General features: G+C 61.1%; 13 protein-coding genes and 1 pseudogene. 7 read left to right on the top strand and 7 right to left on the bottom strand.

The window, feature by feature from the left end:
* Nucleotides 1-132 precede the first annotated feature (132 nt).
* Nucleotides 133-1,458, bottom strand: coding sequence for a peroxiredoxin family protein (locus KQ661_RS17020; protein WP_216727569.1), 1,326 nt, complete (start codon nt 1,456-1,458; stop codon nt 133-135).
* Between the two features lie 246 nt (nt 1,459-1,704).
* Between KQ661_RS17020 and KQ661_RS17015 the strand changes: the two genes are divergently transcribed.
* The 3 genes from KQ661_RS17015 (at nt 1,705) to KQ661_RS17005 (ending at nt 5,992) form a co-directional block, all read left to right on the top strand.
* On the top strand, nt 1,705-3,984 hold the full coding sequence (locus tag KQ661_RS17015) for an aconitate hydratase (protein WP_216727568.1): 2,280 nt from the start codon (nt 1,705-1,707) through the stop codon (nt 3,982-3,984).
* 78 nt (nt 3,985-4,062) lie between these two features.
* Nucleotides 4,063-4,743 carry a DUF3885 domain-containing protein gene (locus tag KQ661_RS17010; RefSeq protein ID WP_216727567.1) on the top strand — a complete coding sequence of 227 codons (681 nt, stop codon included), beginning with the start codon at nt 4,063-4,065 and terminating at the stop codon, nt 4,741-4,743.
* Nucleotides 4,744-4,879: 136 nt separating this feature from the next.
* Nucleotides 4,880-5,992 (top strand): IS4 family transposase, encoded by a 1,113-nt coding sequence (locus KQ661_RS17005; protein WP_216685412.1) that lies wholly within the window; start codon nt 4,880-4,882, stop codon nt 5,990-5,992.
* A 233-nt stretch (nt 5,993-6,225) separates the two neighbouring features.
* Here KQ661_RS17005 and KQ661_RS17000 read toward each other — a convergent pair whose 3' ends face one another.
* From KQ661_RS17000 to KQ661_RS16985, 4 genes are all read right to left on the bottom strand, one after another.
* A complete protein-coding gene (locus tag KQ661_RS17000) occupies nt 6,226-6,771 on the bottom strand; it encodes an REP-associated tyrosine transposase (RefSeq protein WP_216727566.1) in 546 nt (181 codons plus the stop codon).
* A gap of 120 nt (nt 6,772-6,891) precedes the next feature.
* A complete protein-coding gene (locus KQ661_RS16995; RefSeq protein WP_216689418.1) occupies nt 6,892-7,623 on the bottom strand; it encodes an EcsC family protein in 732 nt (243 codons plus the stop codon).
* Between the two features lie 44 nt (nt 7,624-7,667).
* The gene (locus KQ661_RS16990) at nt 7,668-8,090 is read right to left on the bottom strand and encodes a hypothetical protein (RefSeq protein WP_216689416.1); all 423 of its coding nucleotides are present in this window, start codon (nt 8,088-8,090) and stop codon (nt 7,668-7,670) included.
* A 33-nt stretch (nt 8,091-8,123) separates the two neighbouring features.
* Nucleotides 8,124-8,885 carry a glycosyltransferase family 2 protein gene (locus tag KQ661_RS16985; RefSeq protein ID WP_216689414.1) on the bottom strand — a complete coding sequence of 254 codons (762 nt, stop codon included), beginning with the start codon at nt 8,883-8,885 and terminating at the stop codon, nt 8,124-8,126.
* Between the two features lie 132 nt (nt 8,886-9,017).
* Between KQ661_RS16985 and KQ661_RS16980 the strand changes: the two genes are divergently transcribed.
* A complete protein-coding gene (locus KQ661_RS16980; RefSeq protein WP_216689412.1) occupies nt 9,018-9,761 on the top strand; it encodes a Dph6-related ATP pyrophosphatase in 744 nt (247 codons plus the stop codon).
* On the opposite strand, the gene KQ661_RS16975 is transcribed toward KQ661_RS16980, so the two are convergent.
* The gene (locus tag KQ661_RS16975) at nt 9,758-11,368 is read right to left on the bottom strand and encodes a MutS-related protein (RefSeq protein ID WP_216689411.1); all 1,611 of its coding nucleotides are present in this window, start codon (nt 11,366-11,368) and stop codon (nt 9,758-9,760) included. The two genes, KQ661_RS16980 and KQ661_RS16975, sit on opposite strands and share 4 nt — an antisense overlap.
* A gap of 136 nt (nt 11,369-11,504) precedes the next feature.
* Between KQ661_RS16975 and yiaA the strand changes: the two are divergent.
* The 3 genes and pseudogenes from yiaA to KQ661_RS16960 all read left to right on the top strand — a co-directional run bounded on the left by yiaA (nt 11,505) and on the right by KQ661_RS16960 (nt 13,418).
* Nucleotides 11,505-11,909, top strand: a pseudogene (gene yiaA, locus KQ661_RS16970) (inner membrane protein YiaA).
* A gap of 18 nt (nt 11,910-11,927) precedes the next feature.
* Nucleotides 11,928-12,617 carry a TIGR02117 family protein gene (locus tag KQ661_RS16965; protein WP_216689410.1) on the top strand — a complete coding sequence of 230 codons (690 nt, stop codon included), beginning with the start codon at nt 11,928-11,930 and terminating at the stop codon, nt 12,615-12,617.
* A 123-nt stretch (nt 12,618-12,740) separates the two neighbouring features.
* The gene (locus KQ661_RS16960) at nt 12,741-13,418 is read left to right on the top strand and encodes a hypothetical protein (protein ID WP_216689409.1); all 678 of its coding nucleotides are present in this window, start codon (nt 12,741-12,743) and stop codon (nt 13,416-13,418) included.
* A 16-nt stretch (nt 13,419-13,434) separates the two neighbouring features.
* Here KQ661_RS16960 and KQ661_RS16955 read toward each other — a convergent pair whose 3' ends face one another.
* Complete coding sequence (locus tag KQ661_RS16955; RefSeq protein WP_216689408.1) at nt 13,435-15,339, bottom strand: mechanosensitive ion channel family protein; 1,905 nt, start codon at nt 15,337-15,339, stop codon at nt 13,435-13,437.
* Between the last annotated feature and the right edge of the window lie 51 nt (nt 15,340-15,390).

Raw genomic sequence — 15,390 nt, 5'->3', positions numbered from 1 at the left:
TGAAAGATGCAGCGCGGGTAAGGAAGCCACTATAATGTTTACGTAGATTACTAACTTAGGTCGTAAGCTTCTGCGTAATAGGGCTTATTCCAGCGCCCAATCCTCACTTCCGCTTCATCTTTTTGCCCCGCACTACTCCTTTAGCAGCTTGTCAATCTCCTTATTAAAACCATCGATTTCTTCCTGATAATATCGGCCCGTGCCCGGCCCTGAGAAGCCGGTATGAATCTTCCGCACGTTGCCTTTTTTATCCAGGAAAATGGTGGTCGGAAACGCTACGAATTTTGCCAGCTGCGGCAGCGACCGCGCCACCGAATCCTTATCGGAAACGCCCGCAAAAGCTACGTCGTAGCCAATGTGAAACCGCTCGCGCATGTTGCGCAGCTTGGGTGCCGACTTGGTGTAGTCGCCGCTGCGTTCGTAGCCCAGGCCGATGATTTCCACGCCGCGCGCCTTATTCTTTTCGTACCACGGGGCCAGAAAGTTGGTTTCGTCCATGCAGTTGGGGCACCACGAGCCCAGAATTTGCACCACCACCACCTTGCCCCGGTACTTGGGGTCGGTGGGGGAGATGCTGCCGCCTTCCAGCACGTTCGGGAACTTGAAATTCAGCCGCGATTCGCCTTTTTTGAGGTAGACAAGGGTGTCGGCGTCGGGCAGCTTGGCCTTGGGGTCGGGCACGGCCGTCCAGGTTTCGTGACCCGCTTTGCCGGAGTAGAAGTCGCCGAACAGCGTGTTAGGCGCGTATTCCTTGGTGATATCCACCGGTTCCTTCGGTCCGTTGTGGGCCGTGAACAGAAAGGCGTGGCTGCCGTCGAAGGTGCTCAGCTTTATATCCTGGCCGCTTACCTGGCCGCTGAGGTAGCGATAGTCGCCAGTGTTGGTCAGGAAGGTGCCGGTGAGCAGACTGCCCTGCTGGGTGAAGACCCCCGTGGCCGGGTAGCGCTTGCCGTTATCGTCGAAGGTAGCCCGCCAGGTACCGTTAAAGTCACCCGGCTTTTCCGCCGATTGAGCGGCTGGGAACAGCTCCTGCGCACCCGCCGTGGCCGTCATTGGCACGCGATAGGGCGTTTTGGAATCATACTTCACCCAAGTGCCTTTCAGCTTATCCGCGCCGTCGGCCCGCACGACCAGCGCCGCATCAAAAGCGTGCATCCTTATCGTAGTAGAGTCGCCGGCCGATTTAATGTCCTCGCAGCGCAGCCGTTCCTCGCCGTTCAGGCCTTTGTTAATAAGATAAACCACCGGCTTGCCGTCTTCATCTTTCACCTCAAATAAAAACGGGATTCCCTGGCCCTGCGTGGCCAGTACGCCGCGCCACGGGCCGGGCGTGAGCACCGGGGCTCCGGCCGCGCCGCCGGTAGTGGCCGTTTCGGAAGAAGTGGAATTGGATGAGCAGCCGGCGAGGCTCAGGCCCAGCGTGGCCGTAGCCAGCAGCGAAAGGGAAATTGATTTCATGGTAAGCGCAAAAATGCAGACAGAAGCCCAACAACCAAGCCCCGGGCCGTTAGGTTACGCCTGCCTTTGCGTACCGCTGCGGAAACCTCCGCGCACCTCCGCGAGAAATAACGGCCGCCCCACCCCGAACGCCACCCCAAAAAATCACGTTAAACCTATGAAAACCCGCATCGGCGCATTTTGGCTAGGTACAACTTAGCCGGAGTGCTACATTTGCGCAACCACTCTTTATATAACACGCATCCTATGGCTTTCGACCTGGAAATGATTCGCACGGTGTACGCCGGCATGGGTTCCCGCATCGAGGCGGCCCGCGCCGCCGTGGCACGCCCGCTTACCCTCACTGAGAAAATTCTCTACGCCCACCTTTATGGCGGCGAAGTAAAGCAGGCCTACGAGCGCGGCGTTTCCTACGTCGATTTCGCCCCCGACCGCGTGGCTATGCAGGATGCCACCGCCCAGATGGCGCTGCTCCAGTTTATGCAGGCCGGCAAGCCCACCGCCGCCGTGCCCAGCACGGTGCACTGCGACCACCTCATTCAGGCCAAAGACGGCGCTACTGCCGACCTGGCCGAAGCCAATTCCGAAAACAAGGAAGTGTACGACTTCCTGGCCTCGGTTTCCAACAAATACGGCATCGGCTTCTGGAAGCCCGGCGCGGGTATCATTCACCAGGTAGTGCTAGAAAACTACGCCTTCCCCGGCGGCATGATGATTGGCACCGACTCGCACACCCCCAACGCGGGCGGCCTGGGCATGGTGGCCATCGGCGTGGGCGGCGCTGATGCCGTGGACGTAATGGCCGGCATGGCCTGGGAGCTGAAGTTCCCGAAAGTCATCGGCGTGAAGCTGACCGGCCGGATGAACGGCTGGACTTCGGCCAAAGACGTGATTTTGAAAGTAGCCGGCATCCTGACCGTGAAGGGCGGCACGGGCGCTATCGTGGAGTATTTCGGCGACGGTGCCGAAAGCCTCTCGGCCACTGGCAAAGGCACTATTTGCAACATGGGCGCTGAAATCGGCGCTACCACGTCGGTGTTCTCCTACGACGAGAAAATGGGCGACTACCTGCGCGGCACCGGCCGGGCCGAGATTGCCGAGGCCGCCGCCGCCGTGCGCCAGCACCTGCGCGCCGACGAGGAAGTGTATAACGAACCCGCCAAATACTACGACCAGCTCATCGAAATCGACCTCAACACGCTGGAGCCTTACGTGAACGGCCCGTTCACGCCGGACGCCGCTTGGCCGATTTCGGAGTTTGCCGCCGCTGTAAAGGAGCACGGCTGGCCCGAGAAGCTGGAAGTGGGCCTCATCGGCTCGTGCACCAACTCTTCGTACGAAGACATTACCCGCGCTGCCAGCATTGCCAAGCAGGCCGTAGATAAGGGCTTGACTGTAAACGCCGAGTTCACCATCACGCCCGGCTCGGAGCTGGTACGCTACACGGTGGCCCGCGATGGCCTCCTCGACACCTTCGCCGACATGGGCGGCGTGGTGCTCGCCAACGCCTGCGGCCCGTGCATCGGCCAGTGGGCCCGCCACACCGACGACCCCAAGCGCCGTAACTCCATCATTACGAGCTTCAACCGCAACTTCGCTAAGCGCAACGACGGCAACCCCAACACCCACGCCTTCGTGGCCTCGCCCGAAATCGTGACAGCCTTCGCCATTGCCGGCGATTTGACCTTCAACCCCCTCACCGACACGCTACCCGGCAAAAACGGCCCCGTGAAGTTCGACGAGCCGGTAGGCGTGGAAATGCCCCCGCGTGGCTTCGCCGTGGAGGATGCCGGTTTCCAGGCTCCCGCCGCCGATGGCTTGGGCGTGCAGGTACTGGTGAGCGATACCTCCGACCGCCTGGAGCTGCTGACACCCTTCAAGGCTTGGGAAGGCACCGATTTGATGGGCCTGCGCCTGCTCATCAAAGCCCAGGGCAAGTGCACCACCGACCATATTTCGATGGCCGGCCCGTGGCTGAAATACCGCGGTCACTTGGATAATATCTCCAACAACATGCTCATCGGAGCCACCAACGCCTTCAATGGCGAGGCCAACTCGGTGCGCAACTTCGCCGTGCAGGGCGACGGCTACACCACCGTGCCGCAGTCGGCCCGCGCCTACAAGAGCATGGATATTGGCACCGTGGTAATCGGTGACGAGAACTACGGCGAAGGCTCGTCGCGCGAGCACGCCGCCATGGAGCCCCGCCACCTCGGCGTGCGCGCCGTGATTGTGAAGAGCTTCGCCCGCATCCACGAAACCAACCTGAAGAAGCAGGGTATGCTCGGCCTCACCTTCGCCAACAAGGCCGACTACGACCTGATTGAGGAAGGCGACACCATCGACATCCTTGGCCTGACGGATTTCCAGGAAGGCCAGCCCCTGCAAGCCCGCCTGCACCACGCCGACGGCGACACCGACCTGATTACGTTGAACCACACCTACAACGAAGGTCAGATTGAGTGGTTCAAAGCCGGCTCGGCCCTGAACCTGATTCGCTTGAAAGAAGCCGGCCCGGTGGCGTAACTGCCCTCAGCCAATAGCTTAAGCTGCAACGGCCGCCTCGGGAAACCGGGGCGGCCGTTTTTAATAAATCGCCATCTTATGAAAGAAGAATTACAGCAGTATTTGTACAAGGCATTCGGTAATTATCCGCCTTATGCAACCAATAATATCAATCTGGATTACTCCATTGGGGGGCAGGTGCACATTCGTTTTGAGCTTGGTGGAGAATTGCTTAAGAATGGTACCAGAGAGCGGGTTGCGCAGGCATCACAACGGGCCGTTACGCTATTCAAGGAAGCTTTTCCGGAACCTGAAAATAAAATATGGGTTTTAATTTATGAGTATTCGGGAATCCTGATTAATGAGACTCCGAACTTTTTATGTCAGCAATTTCCGGCGGAGGTATTTGCTGCCTTTTATAATCAAGTAGAAAGAGTTTATGAATGTGTCGGTAATGTATATGAGCTTGGAAAAGAGCATAATGAGGGAAATAATTGCAAAATAATTATTGGCAAAGTCAAGGTCAAGGATATCAAATATCAACATATCCTTGAGGCAATTGCTAATAGTGAAATGGGATTTGAGCCGGCAATAGATAGCCGGGTGTATTTTATTGACCCAAAAACTGACCGTATTTTCCGCATGTATGATGACCGAGGCTGCTTTGTAGAAAGCAATTCAGCGGATAAAATTCGGGAATTATATCAGCGGCGAAATGACTGGATTATTGATTATCACCGTCCGGAAATCGATAAATATTTCCAGCAGTTTCCCTGCTAATAAATACAGCGCCGCTGCTCCCGCTGCTCTTTTGGAGTTGTACTCCGATACTACTCTACCCTACTATTTTTCAGGTACAAAAACGGGGCAGCCCGACCTTTGGGGTTACGACACCACCAAAAAACCGTTCTGCCCCGTGAAGCAACACTTCGCTGCTAAAATTACGACGCTTTTGCAACAGGCCCCGTTTGTGGGCCACTTGTCCCGCCAAAAGTTTGTGGGCCAGTTCATTCTTGGCCTGATAAAGAGCCGCAACGTGCAATTCGGCGAGGTGGCCCAGCACCTCAATGACGCGGCCAAGCCCGCCTCGAACGAAACGCGCATTCAGGACTTTTTCCGCGAAGTAGACCTCAATTACGTACTGTTGGCCAGGCTTTTACTGAGTTTGTTGCCTGCGCAGGGCAAGCTGCGCTTATGCCTCGACCGCACGGAGTGGGACTTCGGCCAGTGCCAGGTGAACATCCTGCTCGTCACCGTCGGCACGGGCGAGGTCCACGTGCCCCTTTATTGGCACCTGCTCGACAACCGCAGCGGCAACTCCAACGCCGCCGACCGCATCGCGGTGCTCGAAAAGTGCCTGGCCTTGCTGGGCAAAGACCGCATCGGCCTGGTCGTGGGCGACCGGGAATTTGTCGGCCATGCGTGGTTCAAGTGGCTCAAAGACAATGGGCTTAATTTTGTCATGCGCCTGCCCAAGCACCACTGCCTGACCCACGCCGACGGCCGGCGGCAGGCCGTGGCCGACCTGGGCCTGGTGCCGGGGCAGGTGCGCCGCTTCGCCCACGTGCAGGTCGACGGAGTCTGGGGGCAGGTCTGGGTCAAGGCCGTGGCGGCGGACGCGTTTGTCTTCCTGTTTGCCACGGCCGGCCTGAACCACCTCGCGCAACTCTATGCCAAGCGCTGGACGATTGAGCAATGCTTTCAAAATCTGAAAGGGCGGGGCTTTAACCTGGAAGCCACCCACTTGCGCTGTTTCCAAAAGCTGCGCAAGCTCGTGGCCCTGGTCAGCCTGGCCTACGCGTTTTGTCTGGGCGTGGGCGCGGCCGCCCACGGCGGCCGCCAGCCCATTGCCCGCAAAAACCACGGCTACCGGGCCGCCAGCCTGAGCCGCCACGGCCTCAATCTGCTCCGCCAACTCGCCCGCCCGCTGACCCTGCCCGAGGACCCATTGGCCCGCTTGGTTGAAACGCTACTGAACTGGATTACGAGGCAACTTGCTAAAAATCAATTACTAAAAATAGTAGGGTAGAGTACTCCGAAAGTCCAACCTGCCGGGGGCTTGTAGCCCTCGTGCCTGGCTCGGTACCTGCCATACGGGCGGAGTAGAACTCCGCAGCAGGTGGCTTTCGGAGTATGGAGTTGTTTAGAAAGTCACAAAAGGTCCCCGAACGGTCATGCTTCGCTGCGCTCTGCATGACCGTTCGGGGACTTTCTAAACAGCTTCTATAACTCCGAAAGAGCTTTCCGAGCTTTTCGCCTTTTTCAGTCGAGAAATAGGACGTCGAGCAGGCCGCCTTGCTCGGCGTAGTTGGAGGCGGAACTGTAGAGGTAGTATTCGGCCTCAGCCACTAGTTCGGCGCGAACGGGGTTTTGGTGCAGGTAATGCAGCTTTTGCAGGGTGAAATCCCGGGTCATTAATTCTTTGGCTTCGTTGCCGTCCTGCCAGAATTTATAGGTTTCGCTTTTGGCATTGGTGCGGGCGTTGTAGGCGAAGCGGTGCAACAGCCACTGCCGCCGGCTTTCGGGGTCGCGCTGGATGGCGGTGGTAATGGCTTTGCTGGTGTGGCGCTTGAAATCGTGCAGGATGTCCGACAGGTTCTTGCCGGGCGGGGTGGCGGCAATCAGGTGTAGGTGGTTGCTCATCAGGCACCAGACGTACAGTTCCAGGCCCTTGTGCTGCTGGCAGTAGCGCAGGGCATCGACGATGATGTGGCGGTAGGAGGGGCGGGTGAATACGTCGACCCAGTCGACCACGGTCATGGTGAGGAAGTAGATGTGGTCGGGGAAGATGCGGTTTTTTAGGCCCATTTGGGTGGGAGCGAGGGGGGAGTTGTGTTTTGCCCGAGTGGTAAATTTCGGGCCGGGCGCGGGGGCTGCAAGCCCCTGGCAGGTGGCTTTCGGAGTGTAACTCCGAAAGAGCTCCTTAAGCTACTCCAGTTGCCGGGCCGTAAAATACCGCATCCGGTAGCAGTTCTGGGCCGTGTGTCCCAGCTGCGCGATGAGCTTGTAGTTGGCCACGGCCCCCACGGCGGCCCCCACGAAGGGCAGGAGCTGGGCCATTTTGGCGAGGTCGATGTAGTCGCGGTATTCCTGTTGAAAAGTGCGCCAGTCGAATTCCTCGGGGTTGAGGGGCAGGGTGAGGCGGTAGGCGTCCCAGGTGGCGAGGCGGTGGTAGGTGGCGTTGCGGGTGTGCTGGCTGCTGAAGGCCAGCTGGAACACGTAGAGCACGTAAAGGCGCTCGGTGTAGTCGTGCACGTCGTAGCCGTAGGCGGCGGCCACGTCGAAGAGCAGCTTGAGCTTGATGCCGAGCAGCAGCGGAAAATCGGCCAGGCCGAGCAGGAAGCCGCCCGCACCGGTCACGGCACCTTCGGCGGTGGCCATGGTGCGGTAGTTGCGAATCTGGCTGCGCACGGCGGTTTCGCGCTGCGCAAAGGTGGCGTTGGCCAGCAGTTTGCCGGTGGTGTGCTGCGAGCCGAAGAGCACGCCGCGCACCATTTGCCGGATGGCGGCCGTGATGGCCTGGTGCACACGCTCGGGCAAAAAGGCATTGAGCCGCACCTGCACGCGCCGGGCAAAGTTGTTGAGAAACGACGGCGACCGCTGCATTTTCAGCTGCCAGGCACGAAGCTCGATGCGGGCTTGCTGTTCTTCGGAGTTCATTCGGAAAAGGGAAAAGGGCCGTAGCGCGAACGTTACAGCTTGCGCTACAAGGTAGCTACCTGGCTGGCCCGCGTTTCGCGGGGCTTCTGCACCAGGTAATAATACAGCAGAATGCCCAGCCCGATGAGAAACGGCACCAGCGCCAAGTGCTTGCCCGTGACGTGCGGAGCCACCTGCACGGTATCGAACCCAAAAAACTCGCTGGTCATCCAGTAGGAATTGGCCGTAATCCAGAATACGATGGCTAGGTTGTGAGCCAGCTCCGAGGCGTAGGCGCGGGTGCGCCAGGCAATGACCAGGGCAATGCCCAGCGTGGGCACCACCATGAGCAGGCCCAGTGGCCGCCACACCATGCACCAGGCAATATCCTTCAGCAGCCAGAACAGGATGTGCGTGTTTTCCATCTTCCGGTACGCGGCCGGGATGGCGTATACTTCGGGGGCGGCGGCAGTTTCGGGGACGGCCATGGGGCGGGCAAAAGCCCAAAAATAAGGCCGGCGCTACTTCCCTGGTGCGGCAATGCCCAGCGCCCGCAGCTGCGGCGCGTATTTTTCGTAAATCACCTGCAAATCGGCGTTGTGCTTCCCGGCATCTACCCCAATGCTCACGTTGCGGGCGTGGAAGCGGTGCAGGTGGCTGATGTGCGGGCACACCACCGGCAGCTGCCCGGCCAGCAGGAAGCGCACGTAAAGGTCGAGGTCCTCGGCCATGGCCAGCTCGCCGTCGTAGCCGCCCACCTCGTCTACAAAAGCCCGGCTGTAGCACACGTTGCCCTGGATGAAATGCTCGGCCCGGAAAATGGCTTGCAGCATGGCCGTGGGCGTTTCAAACTGCCAGGCGTAGTAGTCCTCGTGGGGCAGGTAGCGGCCGGATTCATCCACGCGCAGGAAATCGGCCACGAGCCATGGCCGGTCGGGGTGGGCCTGAATGTGGGCGGCGTAGTGGTACAGGGTGCGCTGGAGCATGATGTCGTCGTCATCGAGGGGCACAACCCAGGCATCGGGCGCGGCTTCCCGGATGAGGGCGTTGCGGGCCGCGCCGGCCAGCTGGCGGCTGGGCGAGTGCCAGTGGCGCAGCGGCGGGCCGGGCTGGGCGGCGGCCTCGCGCAGGTAGGCGGCCGTGCCATCGCGCGAGCCGCTGTCGTAAATCAGGTGTTCGAAGGAGAAGTTGAGCGGGGCGCTGATGTTGGCGCGTACGCTGGCCACGGCCTCGGGCAATAGCTCCCGGCGCTGGTGGGTGGGGGTGATGACGGTAAAATGCATAGGCAGGGTGTTCGTCGGGAAAGCCAAAAAAGTTGTCGTTTAGGCCTGTTGGGGTGCAGCGCCCGCCTGCCCAGCCGAACCGTGCGGCCCTGAACCCGCCGAATGCCCGGCACTTGGTTACTTTGCCGGCACATGCAACAATCGGCCATTTTTAACTGGAGCGGGGGCAAAGACTCGGCGCTCGCGCTCTACAAAACGCTGCAAAGCGGGCACTACGCGGTGCAAACGCTGCTCACCACCATCAGCGAGCCTTACCAGCGCATTTCCATGCACGGCGTACGCACGGCCCTGCTCGACCGGCAGACGGCCGCCCTCGGGCTGCCTTGCCGCAAGCTTCAGCTGCCCGAAACCCCCACCATGGCTGCCTACGAGCAGCTGATGGCCAGTACTATGCACGAGCTCCAAAGTGCCGGGGCCACGGCCTCCATCTTCGGCGATATTTTCCTGGAAGACCTGCGGCAGTACCGCGAAACCAAGCTAGCCGAGCTGGGCATGCAGGCCGTTTTTCCGCTCTGGGGCGTGCCCACGGGCGAGCTTATCCGCGAGTTTATCGGCCTGGGCTTCAAAACCATCACCACCTGCGTCAACGAGAAATTCCTGGACCAGCGCTTCGTGGGCCGCATCATTGACGAGGAATTCCTGCGCGACCTGCCCGCCAATGTGGACCCCTGCGGCGAAAACGGCGAATTCCACACCTTCGTGTTCGATGGCCCGCTGTTCAGCCAGCCCATTCCCTTCGAGAAGGGCGAAATCGTGTACCGCAAATACCTCGCGCCCGCGCCCCAGCCTACCGACGCGGCCGACTACGACTGCGCCCCCGCCGCCTCCGACCCTAGCCCGTTCGATACCGGCTTCTGGTACTGCGATTTAATTTAGCCGGCGGCTGTGCCCGGGGCTGCGGCACCGGCCGCATCCAGGGTGCGGCTCAGGGCCAGGGCCTGCTGCACGATGCTGGCCGGGTAGCCCGCCCGGGCCAGCAGCCGGATAGCGTTGCGGGTGGTGAGCGGGCCGGGCTTGAGCTCGTAGTCGAAGTACCAGTCGGCCTCGGTCACGGTTTCGGAGAAGTGGTATTCGGTGAAAGCCGGGGCCAGGAGTGCGCCCAGCTCGCCGTCGTGCGTGGAGGCCACCACCAGGCTGCGCGATTGCAGGTGCGCCAGCACCGCCTGCGTGGCCGCAATGCGCTCCACGGTATTGGTGCCCTTAAACAGCTCATCGAGAATAAACAGGTAGCCCTCGGCTTCGGTCTGCTGAATAAAGCCCAGCACGGCCTCGGCCTCGGCGAAATAATAGCTCTTGCCCTCGGGTAGGTTATCGGCCAGGTTGATGCTGGATACTACCCGCCGGAATGGGGCCGCGTAGGCCGCCGCCGGACAGGTAGCAATGGTTTGGGCCAGCAGGGTATTGAGGCCGATGGTACGCATAAAGGTGGTTTTGCCCGACATATTGGAGCCTGTGAGCAGGATGCTGGCCTCGGTTACGGCCAGGTCGTTGGGCACGCAGCCGGGCACCAGCGGGTTGTAGGCCGCCGTGAGGTGCAGGCCGGTTTCTTCCGTTGAAAAAACCGGGGCGCAGTGTGCGTATCTCGCTCGAAACCCGGCTACTGCTACCGCGCAATCGGCGTAGCCCACTGCCTCATACACGGCCCGGATGGCCTCGGCGTGCTGCATCACGTCGCGCCGGCAGCGGTGGTATACGATGAAATCGAGCAGCAGCACAATCTTCACGTATTGCAGTATCAGCCACGGCAGGGCCGCCAGGTCGGACTGCAGCTGGCCCTCAAACTGTAAAAAAGCTGCCTTACTCACAATGGAGCTCAGCCGGCCCAGCGGCGCGGCCAGCCCAGCCAGGGGCTCCAGGGGCAGGCTCAGGCGGCCCAGGTCGCGCCCGGCGCGGTAGAGGCTGCCCAATTGCAGCATGGGCCGCACGCCGGCCACCACCCGCGTCCGGTTCCAGAAATGCAGCAGCGTGTGCACCAGCAGCTGTCCCGCCGTGAGCAGCCACAGCGCCGGCTCCCAAAAGCCGCCCACGGCCGTGGCCAGCAGCAGCAGTACCAGCGCCGGGGCGGTGGCCGTCCAGGACAGCTCGGGCAGGGCATCGCCGGCCAGCAGGTCGGTCAGGTAGTAGGCTTCGGTAGAGGCGAGGCGGCTGAGAGCCAGCTGCGCCCGGCCGCGCTCAGGGGTCTGGGTGGCGAAAAACGTAGCTGCTTTGTCGAACTCCCGCAGGGCCGTTGCATCGGCCAGGGGGCTGCGCAGGCGGTGGTAGAGGCACTGCTGGCCCACGCGGCTCACGGTGCCGTCGAGGAGCGTGAACAGCTCGTCGCCGTTCAGGTCGGTCCAGGTTTGCTGGTCGAGGCGGTGGTAGGCGGGCTCGGCCTGCACCGCTGCGTGGTAGCGGGCAATAAGCGGAAAGTTGCGAAAGCGGGCCGGGGGCTGCCGCCACTCGGCGTCGAGGGCGGCCAGCCGCTCGGAGGTTGAAGTCCACATGGAAAGCGAGGGGAGGAGCGCCGCAGGTGGCGGCGGCCAGGCAAAAGTACTGGCGGCGGCCGGTTGCCGCCGGCCCGTGGCTTTCCCTGTTTCTGCCATACTTGGCGGCGCAAAATTCAACCATTTCCACCCACCTATGAACCCCCAGCCGCAACCGTCCAATGCCTTCATCGCCGCTTTCTGGGCAGCCCTGCTGGCTGGGCTAGCCGCCTTCATCATCGGCCTCTGGAACGCTGCCATGCCCCTGAACGAGAAAGGCTACTACTTCATGGTGCTGATGTACGGCCTGTTTTCGGCCATTTCCCTGTAAAAAAGCGTGCGCGACCGTCTCGAAGGCATTCTCGTAACCAACATTTATTACGGCCTGAGCTGGTTTTCTACCGTACTGTGCATTCTGCTGCTCAGCGTGGGCCTGTGGAACGCCACGCTCATCCTGAGCAAAAAAGGCCTCTACGCCATGTCGTTTCTGCTGAGCATGTTTGCGGCCATTGCCGTGCAGAAAAATACCCGCGACAGCCAGCGCGTGGGCACTGCTCAATAAATCCGCTTACCCCAATCTATGCCGCTTAAGCTTCGCAAAACGCTGAAATTAAACGCCTATACCGTTGGCGGCATCATAGGCGTCGCGGCGCTTTATGTGGGGTCGGCGCTGGTGCTGTCGGCCATTCCGGTGCCCAAGGCCGACTCCAACGCTCCGGCCGACGTCACGGTTTTTCTGCGCACCAACGGCGTGCACACCGACATCGTGCTCCCCATCAAAACCAACCAGATTGACTGGGGCCAGTCGCTGCCCATCGCCAATATTCCCTCGCAGGACAGCACCATGCGCTATATCGCCTTCGGGTGGGGCGATAAAGGATTTTACCTCGATACGCCTACCTGGGCCGACCTCAAGGTGAGCACGGCCTTCGTGGCGGCGTTCTGGCTGGGCTCGTCGGCCATGCACACCACCTACTTTCACAGCCTCGCGCCCGGCCCCGAAACCATCCCGCTGCACCTCAGCCACGCCGAATATGCCCGCCTGATTGCCTACATCCAGCGTAGCTTCGCCCTCGATGTCGCCGGCCGCACCCAGCACATCGCCGGCCACAGCTACGGTCCGGATGATGCTTTCTACGAGGCCCACCGCGTGTACAGCTTCCTCTATACTTGCAACACCTGGACCAACAATGCCCTGAAAGCCAGCGGCCAGCGCGCCTGCCTCTGGACGCCTTCCGACAAAGGTATTTTCCTCATCTACGGCCGGTAGCTGATTGGTGCGGCCGGTTCCGTGGGCCGCAGATGAGCATCACCGTTCTTTGTTGCTCTTGTTTGGCCGGGTGCGTTGTTTCGCGCGCCGTTTTCCCCGTCTTGTCCCGCTATTTTGCTTCTAATGCAGCCCGCAACCATCATCACTCCCCGCACCGCTCGTTTTTTTAGCCTGGGCGAGCCGGGGCCAGCCATTCAGCACGTCTGGATATGCCTGCACGACCACGACCAGCCCGTGGCGGAGCTGGCCGCGCAGCTCGTGAACCTCGATACCCCGGAACGGCTGCTCATCCTGCCCGAGGCGCTTTCGCGCTACACGCTGCCCGACGGGTCCGACCAGCCCGCGTCGGACCGCGCCATGTGGTTTGCCCCCAACTCGATAGCGGATGACCTGGCCGATTCGGCCACCTACCTGCAAGCTCTGGCCGCTCAAACGCTGGCCGCCTGCCCGGCCGGTACCCCCGTTACGGTACTGGCCTACGGGCACGGCGCGGTGGTGGCCTGCCATTGGCTGGCCGAAAGCAATATGGCCTACCAGCGGCTGGTTCTGTACGCGGCCGTGTTTCCCCCGCTGCCCGACCGGCGCAATTTGCTTGCGGGCTTGCCGCTGCGCCCGGTGCAGGTGGTGGCCACTACCGCCGATGTCTTTACGCCCGAAGCCGATGGCCCGGCGCTGCTCCAGGACCTGCGAGCCGCCGGCCACACCGCCCGCCTGAGCTACACCGAGCCCGGCCCGCTCACGCTGGCCGCCCTGGGCGCGGGGCGCGAAGAAGGTGGCCTGCTCACCTCCGCCACGGCCTAGGCTGGTGGTTCCGCAGCTAGTGGACGGCCGGCCCGCCGGTAGGCAGCGGCTCTACCCGGAAGCTCGGCGCCACGTAGTCGGCGGGCAGGTAGCTGGCCGGGATGGTGGTCTGGTTGCCGTCGCGGGCGGCGCGGTAGTGGGGCGACATAATTTCGACCCCGGCCGCGTTGAACTGGTCCTGGATATTCTGGTGAATGCGCGAGTAGATGCCCGCCTGCGCCCCGGCGGCGCGGGTGTAGGCATTGAGCTGGTAGCTCACGTAGAAATCGTCGAGGCTGGTTTGCAGGATGAAGGGGGCCGGGTCGGGCAGCAGCTCCTCCACCTGGGCGGCGGCGGCCAGCATCAGGGCGTGCACCTGCTTCCAGGGCACATCGTAGCCGATGGTAATGGTGGTGTGCAGAATCAGGCCGCGGGTGGGGGCGGCCGTGCTGTAGTTGGTGGTGTGCGAGCTCATCACCGTAGAATTCGGGATAGTAATTTCCTCGTTTTTGACGGTGCGGATGCGCGTTACGAGCAGGGTTTTTTCGAGCACGTCGCCGGTCACATCGCCGATTTTCACCCGGTCCCCGATTTTAAAGGCCCGCATGTACGTCAGCACCAGCCCGGCCACCACGTTGGAGAGCGAGCCGGCCGAGCCGAAGGTGAGTAAAAAGCCCAGAAACACTGATACTCCCTGAAAAATAGGCGAATCGGACCCCGGCAGGTAAGGGAAAACCACTACCAGCGCAAAGGCAAACACCAGCACCCGCACAATCTGATAGGTCGGGTCGGCCCAGTCAGGGTAAAAGCCGTCGATGGTGAGCGTGCCCTGCCGGATGCCTTCTTTCAGCGAATAGATGAACTTGAGCACGTAGCGAAACACCGCCACTATCACAATGATGGTGAACAGATTGGGCAGGTAGTTCCAGACCGAGTGCAGAATCTTTCGCACCGGGTTCAGTACGTAGCCCACCAGCATATCGGCAATGTTCTGGGTGCCGGGAAAAATGCTGAATACGATGGGCAGCACCAGGTAAATAGTGAGCAGAATTACGGTCCACTGCAGAATGGTGAGCAGCAGTAGCACGGCATTGAGCTGCCAGTCGGCATTGAAAAACTCGTAGGTGCCCATCTTCATGCCCGTAAACCAGGTGCCCTTGCGGGCCACCAGCTTGCCCTGCACCCAGCCAAACAGCCTGTTGATGTACTTAACGGCAAAGAAGAACACCAGCAGCACGAGTAGCGTGAGCCCCGCCTGTCGCAGGTAGGTCTTCACGCTATTGGCCTTTTGGTAGGCCGTGATGGCCCGGATAATGGCTTGCTGGTGCTGGCGGGCCAGCGAGTCCTTGCTCACGTTTTGCCACAGCGCGTCGTTGTCGCTCACGCTTTGCAGCACGCGGTCGGCATACATCAAATCCACGGTTTGCTCCGAGGGGACCAGTCGTAGCGAGTCGGGCCGGAAGAAGGCCTGTTTCTCCAGCTCCAGAATTTTGCTGGTCGTAAGCGCGGCCCGCTCCTCCGGCCGGAACGGCCCGAACCGGGTATATACGTAGAACAGCGTATCGGCATGGGCCACCACCGGGTAGCCCCGGGCAAACTGCTTGAGCGAGTCGATGTAGCGGTGGGCCCGCACCTGCCGCATCGAGTCGACGGTGCGCAGCGCCTGGAATTGGGTGAGCAGCTCGCGCTCGCGCGAGCGGTTGGGCCCACTTTTTAGCCCCAGCAGCTCCTGTTGCAGCTGGGCCAACTGGGCCGTGTTCTGGCGGCGCAGCGAGTCGAGGCGCTGCAGCCGGCCCATGTCGGTGCTCAGGCCCAGGGTGCGTGCCGAGTCTTTGATAACCGTCGCGGCGGGCTTGGCTGGTGGGGTTTGCGCGTAGTCAGCGCGAGGGATAATAAACAGGCTCAGGCACAGCAGCCAGAGGCCCAGGGTATAAAAACGCATACTGGGAAAGGAAGAAAGATGGCAGGGATAAGCCCGACAATGTAGGTAATC

The organism is Hymenobacter siberiensis (genome assembly GCF_018967845.1).
Taxonomy (GTDB): Bacteria; Bacteroidota; Bacteroidia; order Cytophagales; family Hymenobacteraceae; genus Hymenobacter; species Hymenobacter siberiensis.
The sequence above is the reverse complement of the archived record's forward strand: the minus strand, read 5'-3'. Positions and strand labels throughout refer to the sequence as shown.

Excerpts from the sequence above, each read along its gene's own strand:
- KQ661_RS16990 (WP_216689416.1), bottom strand. The coding sequence starts at position 8,090 with ATGGCCGTCCCCGAAACTGCCGCCGCCCCCGAAGTATACGCCATCCCG.
- KQ661_RS16955 (WP_216689408.1), bottom strand. The coding sequence starts at position 15,339 with ATGCGTTTTTATACCCTGGGCCTCTGGCTGCTGTGCCTGAGCCTGTTT.
- KQ661_RS16975 (WP_216689411.1), bottom strand. The coding sequence starts at position 11,368 with ATGTGGACTTCAACCTCCGAGCGGCTGGCCGCCCTCGACGCCGAGTGG.
- KQ661_RS16960 (WP_216689409.1), top strand. The coding sequence starts at position 12,741 with ATGCAGCCCGCAACCATCATCACTCCCCGCACCGCTCGTTTTTTTAGC.
- KQ661_RS17015 (WP_216727568.1), top strand. The coding sequence starts at position 1,705 with ATGGCTTTCGACCTGGAAATGATTCGCACGGTGTACGCCGGCATGGGT.
- KQ661_RS17020 (WP_216727569.1), bottom strand. The coding sequence starts at position 1,458 with ATGAAATCAATTTCCCTTTCGCTGCTGGCTACGGCCACGCTGGGCCTG.
- KQ661_RS16985 (WP_216689414.1), bottom strand. The coding sequence starts at position 8,885 with ATGCATTTTACCGTCATCACCCCCACCCACCAGCGCCGGGAGCTATTG.
- KQ661_RS17000 (WP_216727566.1), bottom strand. The coding sequence starts at position 6,771 with ATGGGCCTAAAAAACCGCATCTTCCCCGACCACATCTACTTCCTCACC.
- KQ661_RS16980 (WP_216689412.1), top strand. The coding sequence starts at position 9,018 with ATGCAACAATCGGCCATTTTTAACTGGAGCGGGGGCAAAGACTCGGCG.
- KQ661_RS17010 (WP_216727567.1), top strand. The coding sequence starts at position 4,063 with ATGAAAGAAGAATTACAGCAGTATTTGTACAAGGCATTCGGTAATTAT.
- KQ661_RS16995 (WP_216689418.1), bottom strand. The coding sequence starts at position 7,623 with ATGAACTCCGAAGAACAGCAAGCCCGCATCGAGCTTCGTGCCTGGCAG.
- KQ661_RS16965 (WP_216689410.1), top strand. The coding sequence starts at position 11,928 with ATGCCGCTTAAGCTTCGCAAAACGCTGAAATTAAACGCCTATACCGTT.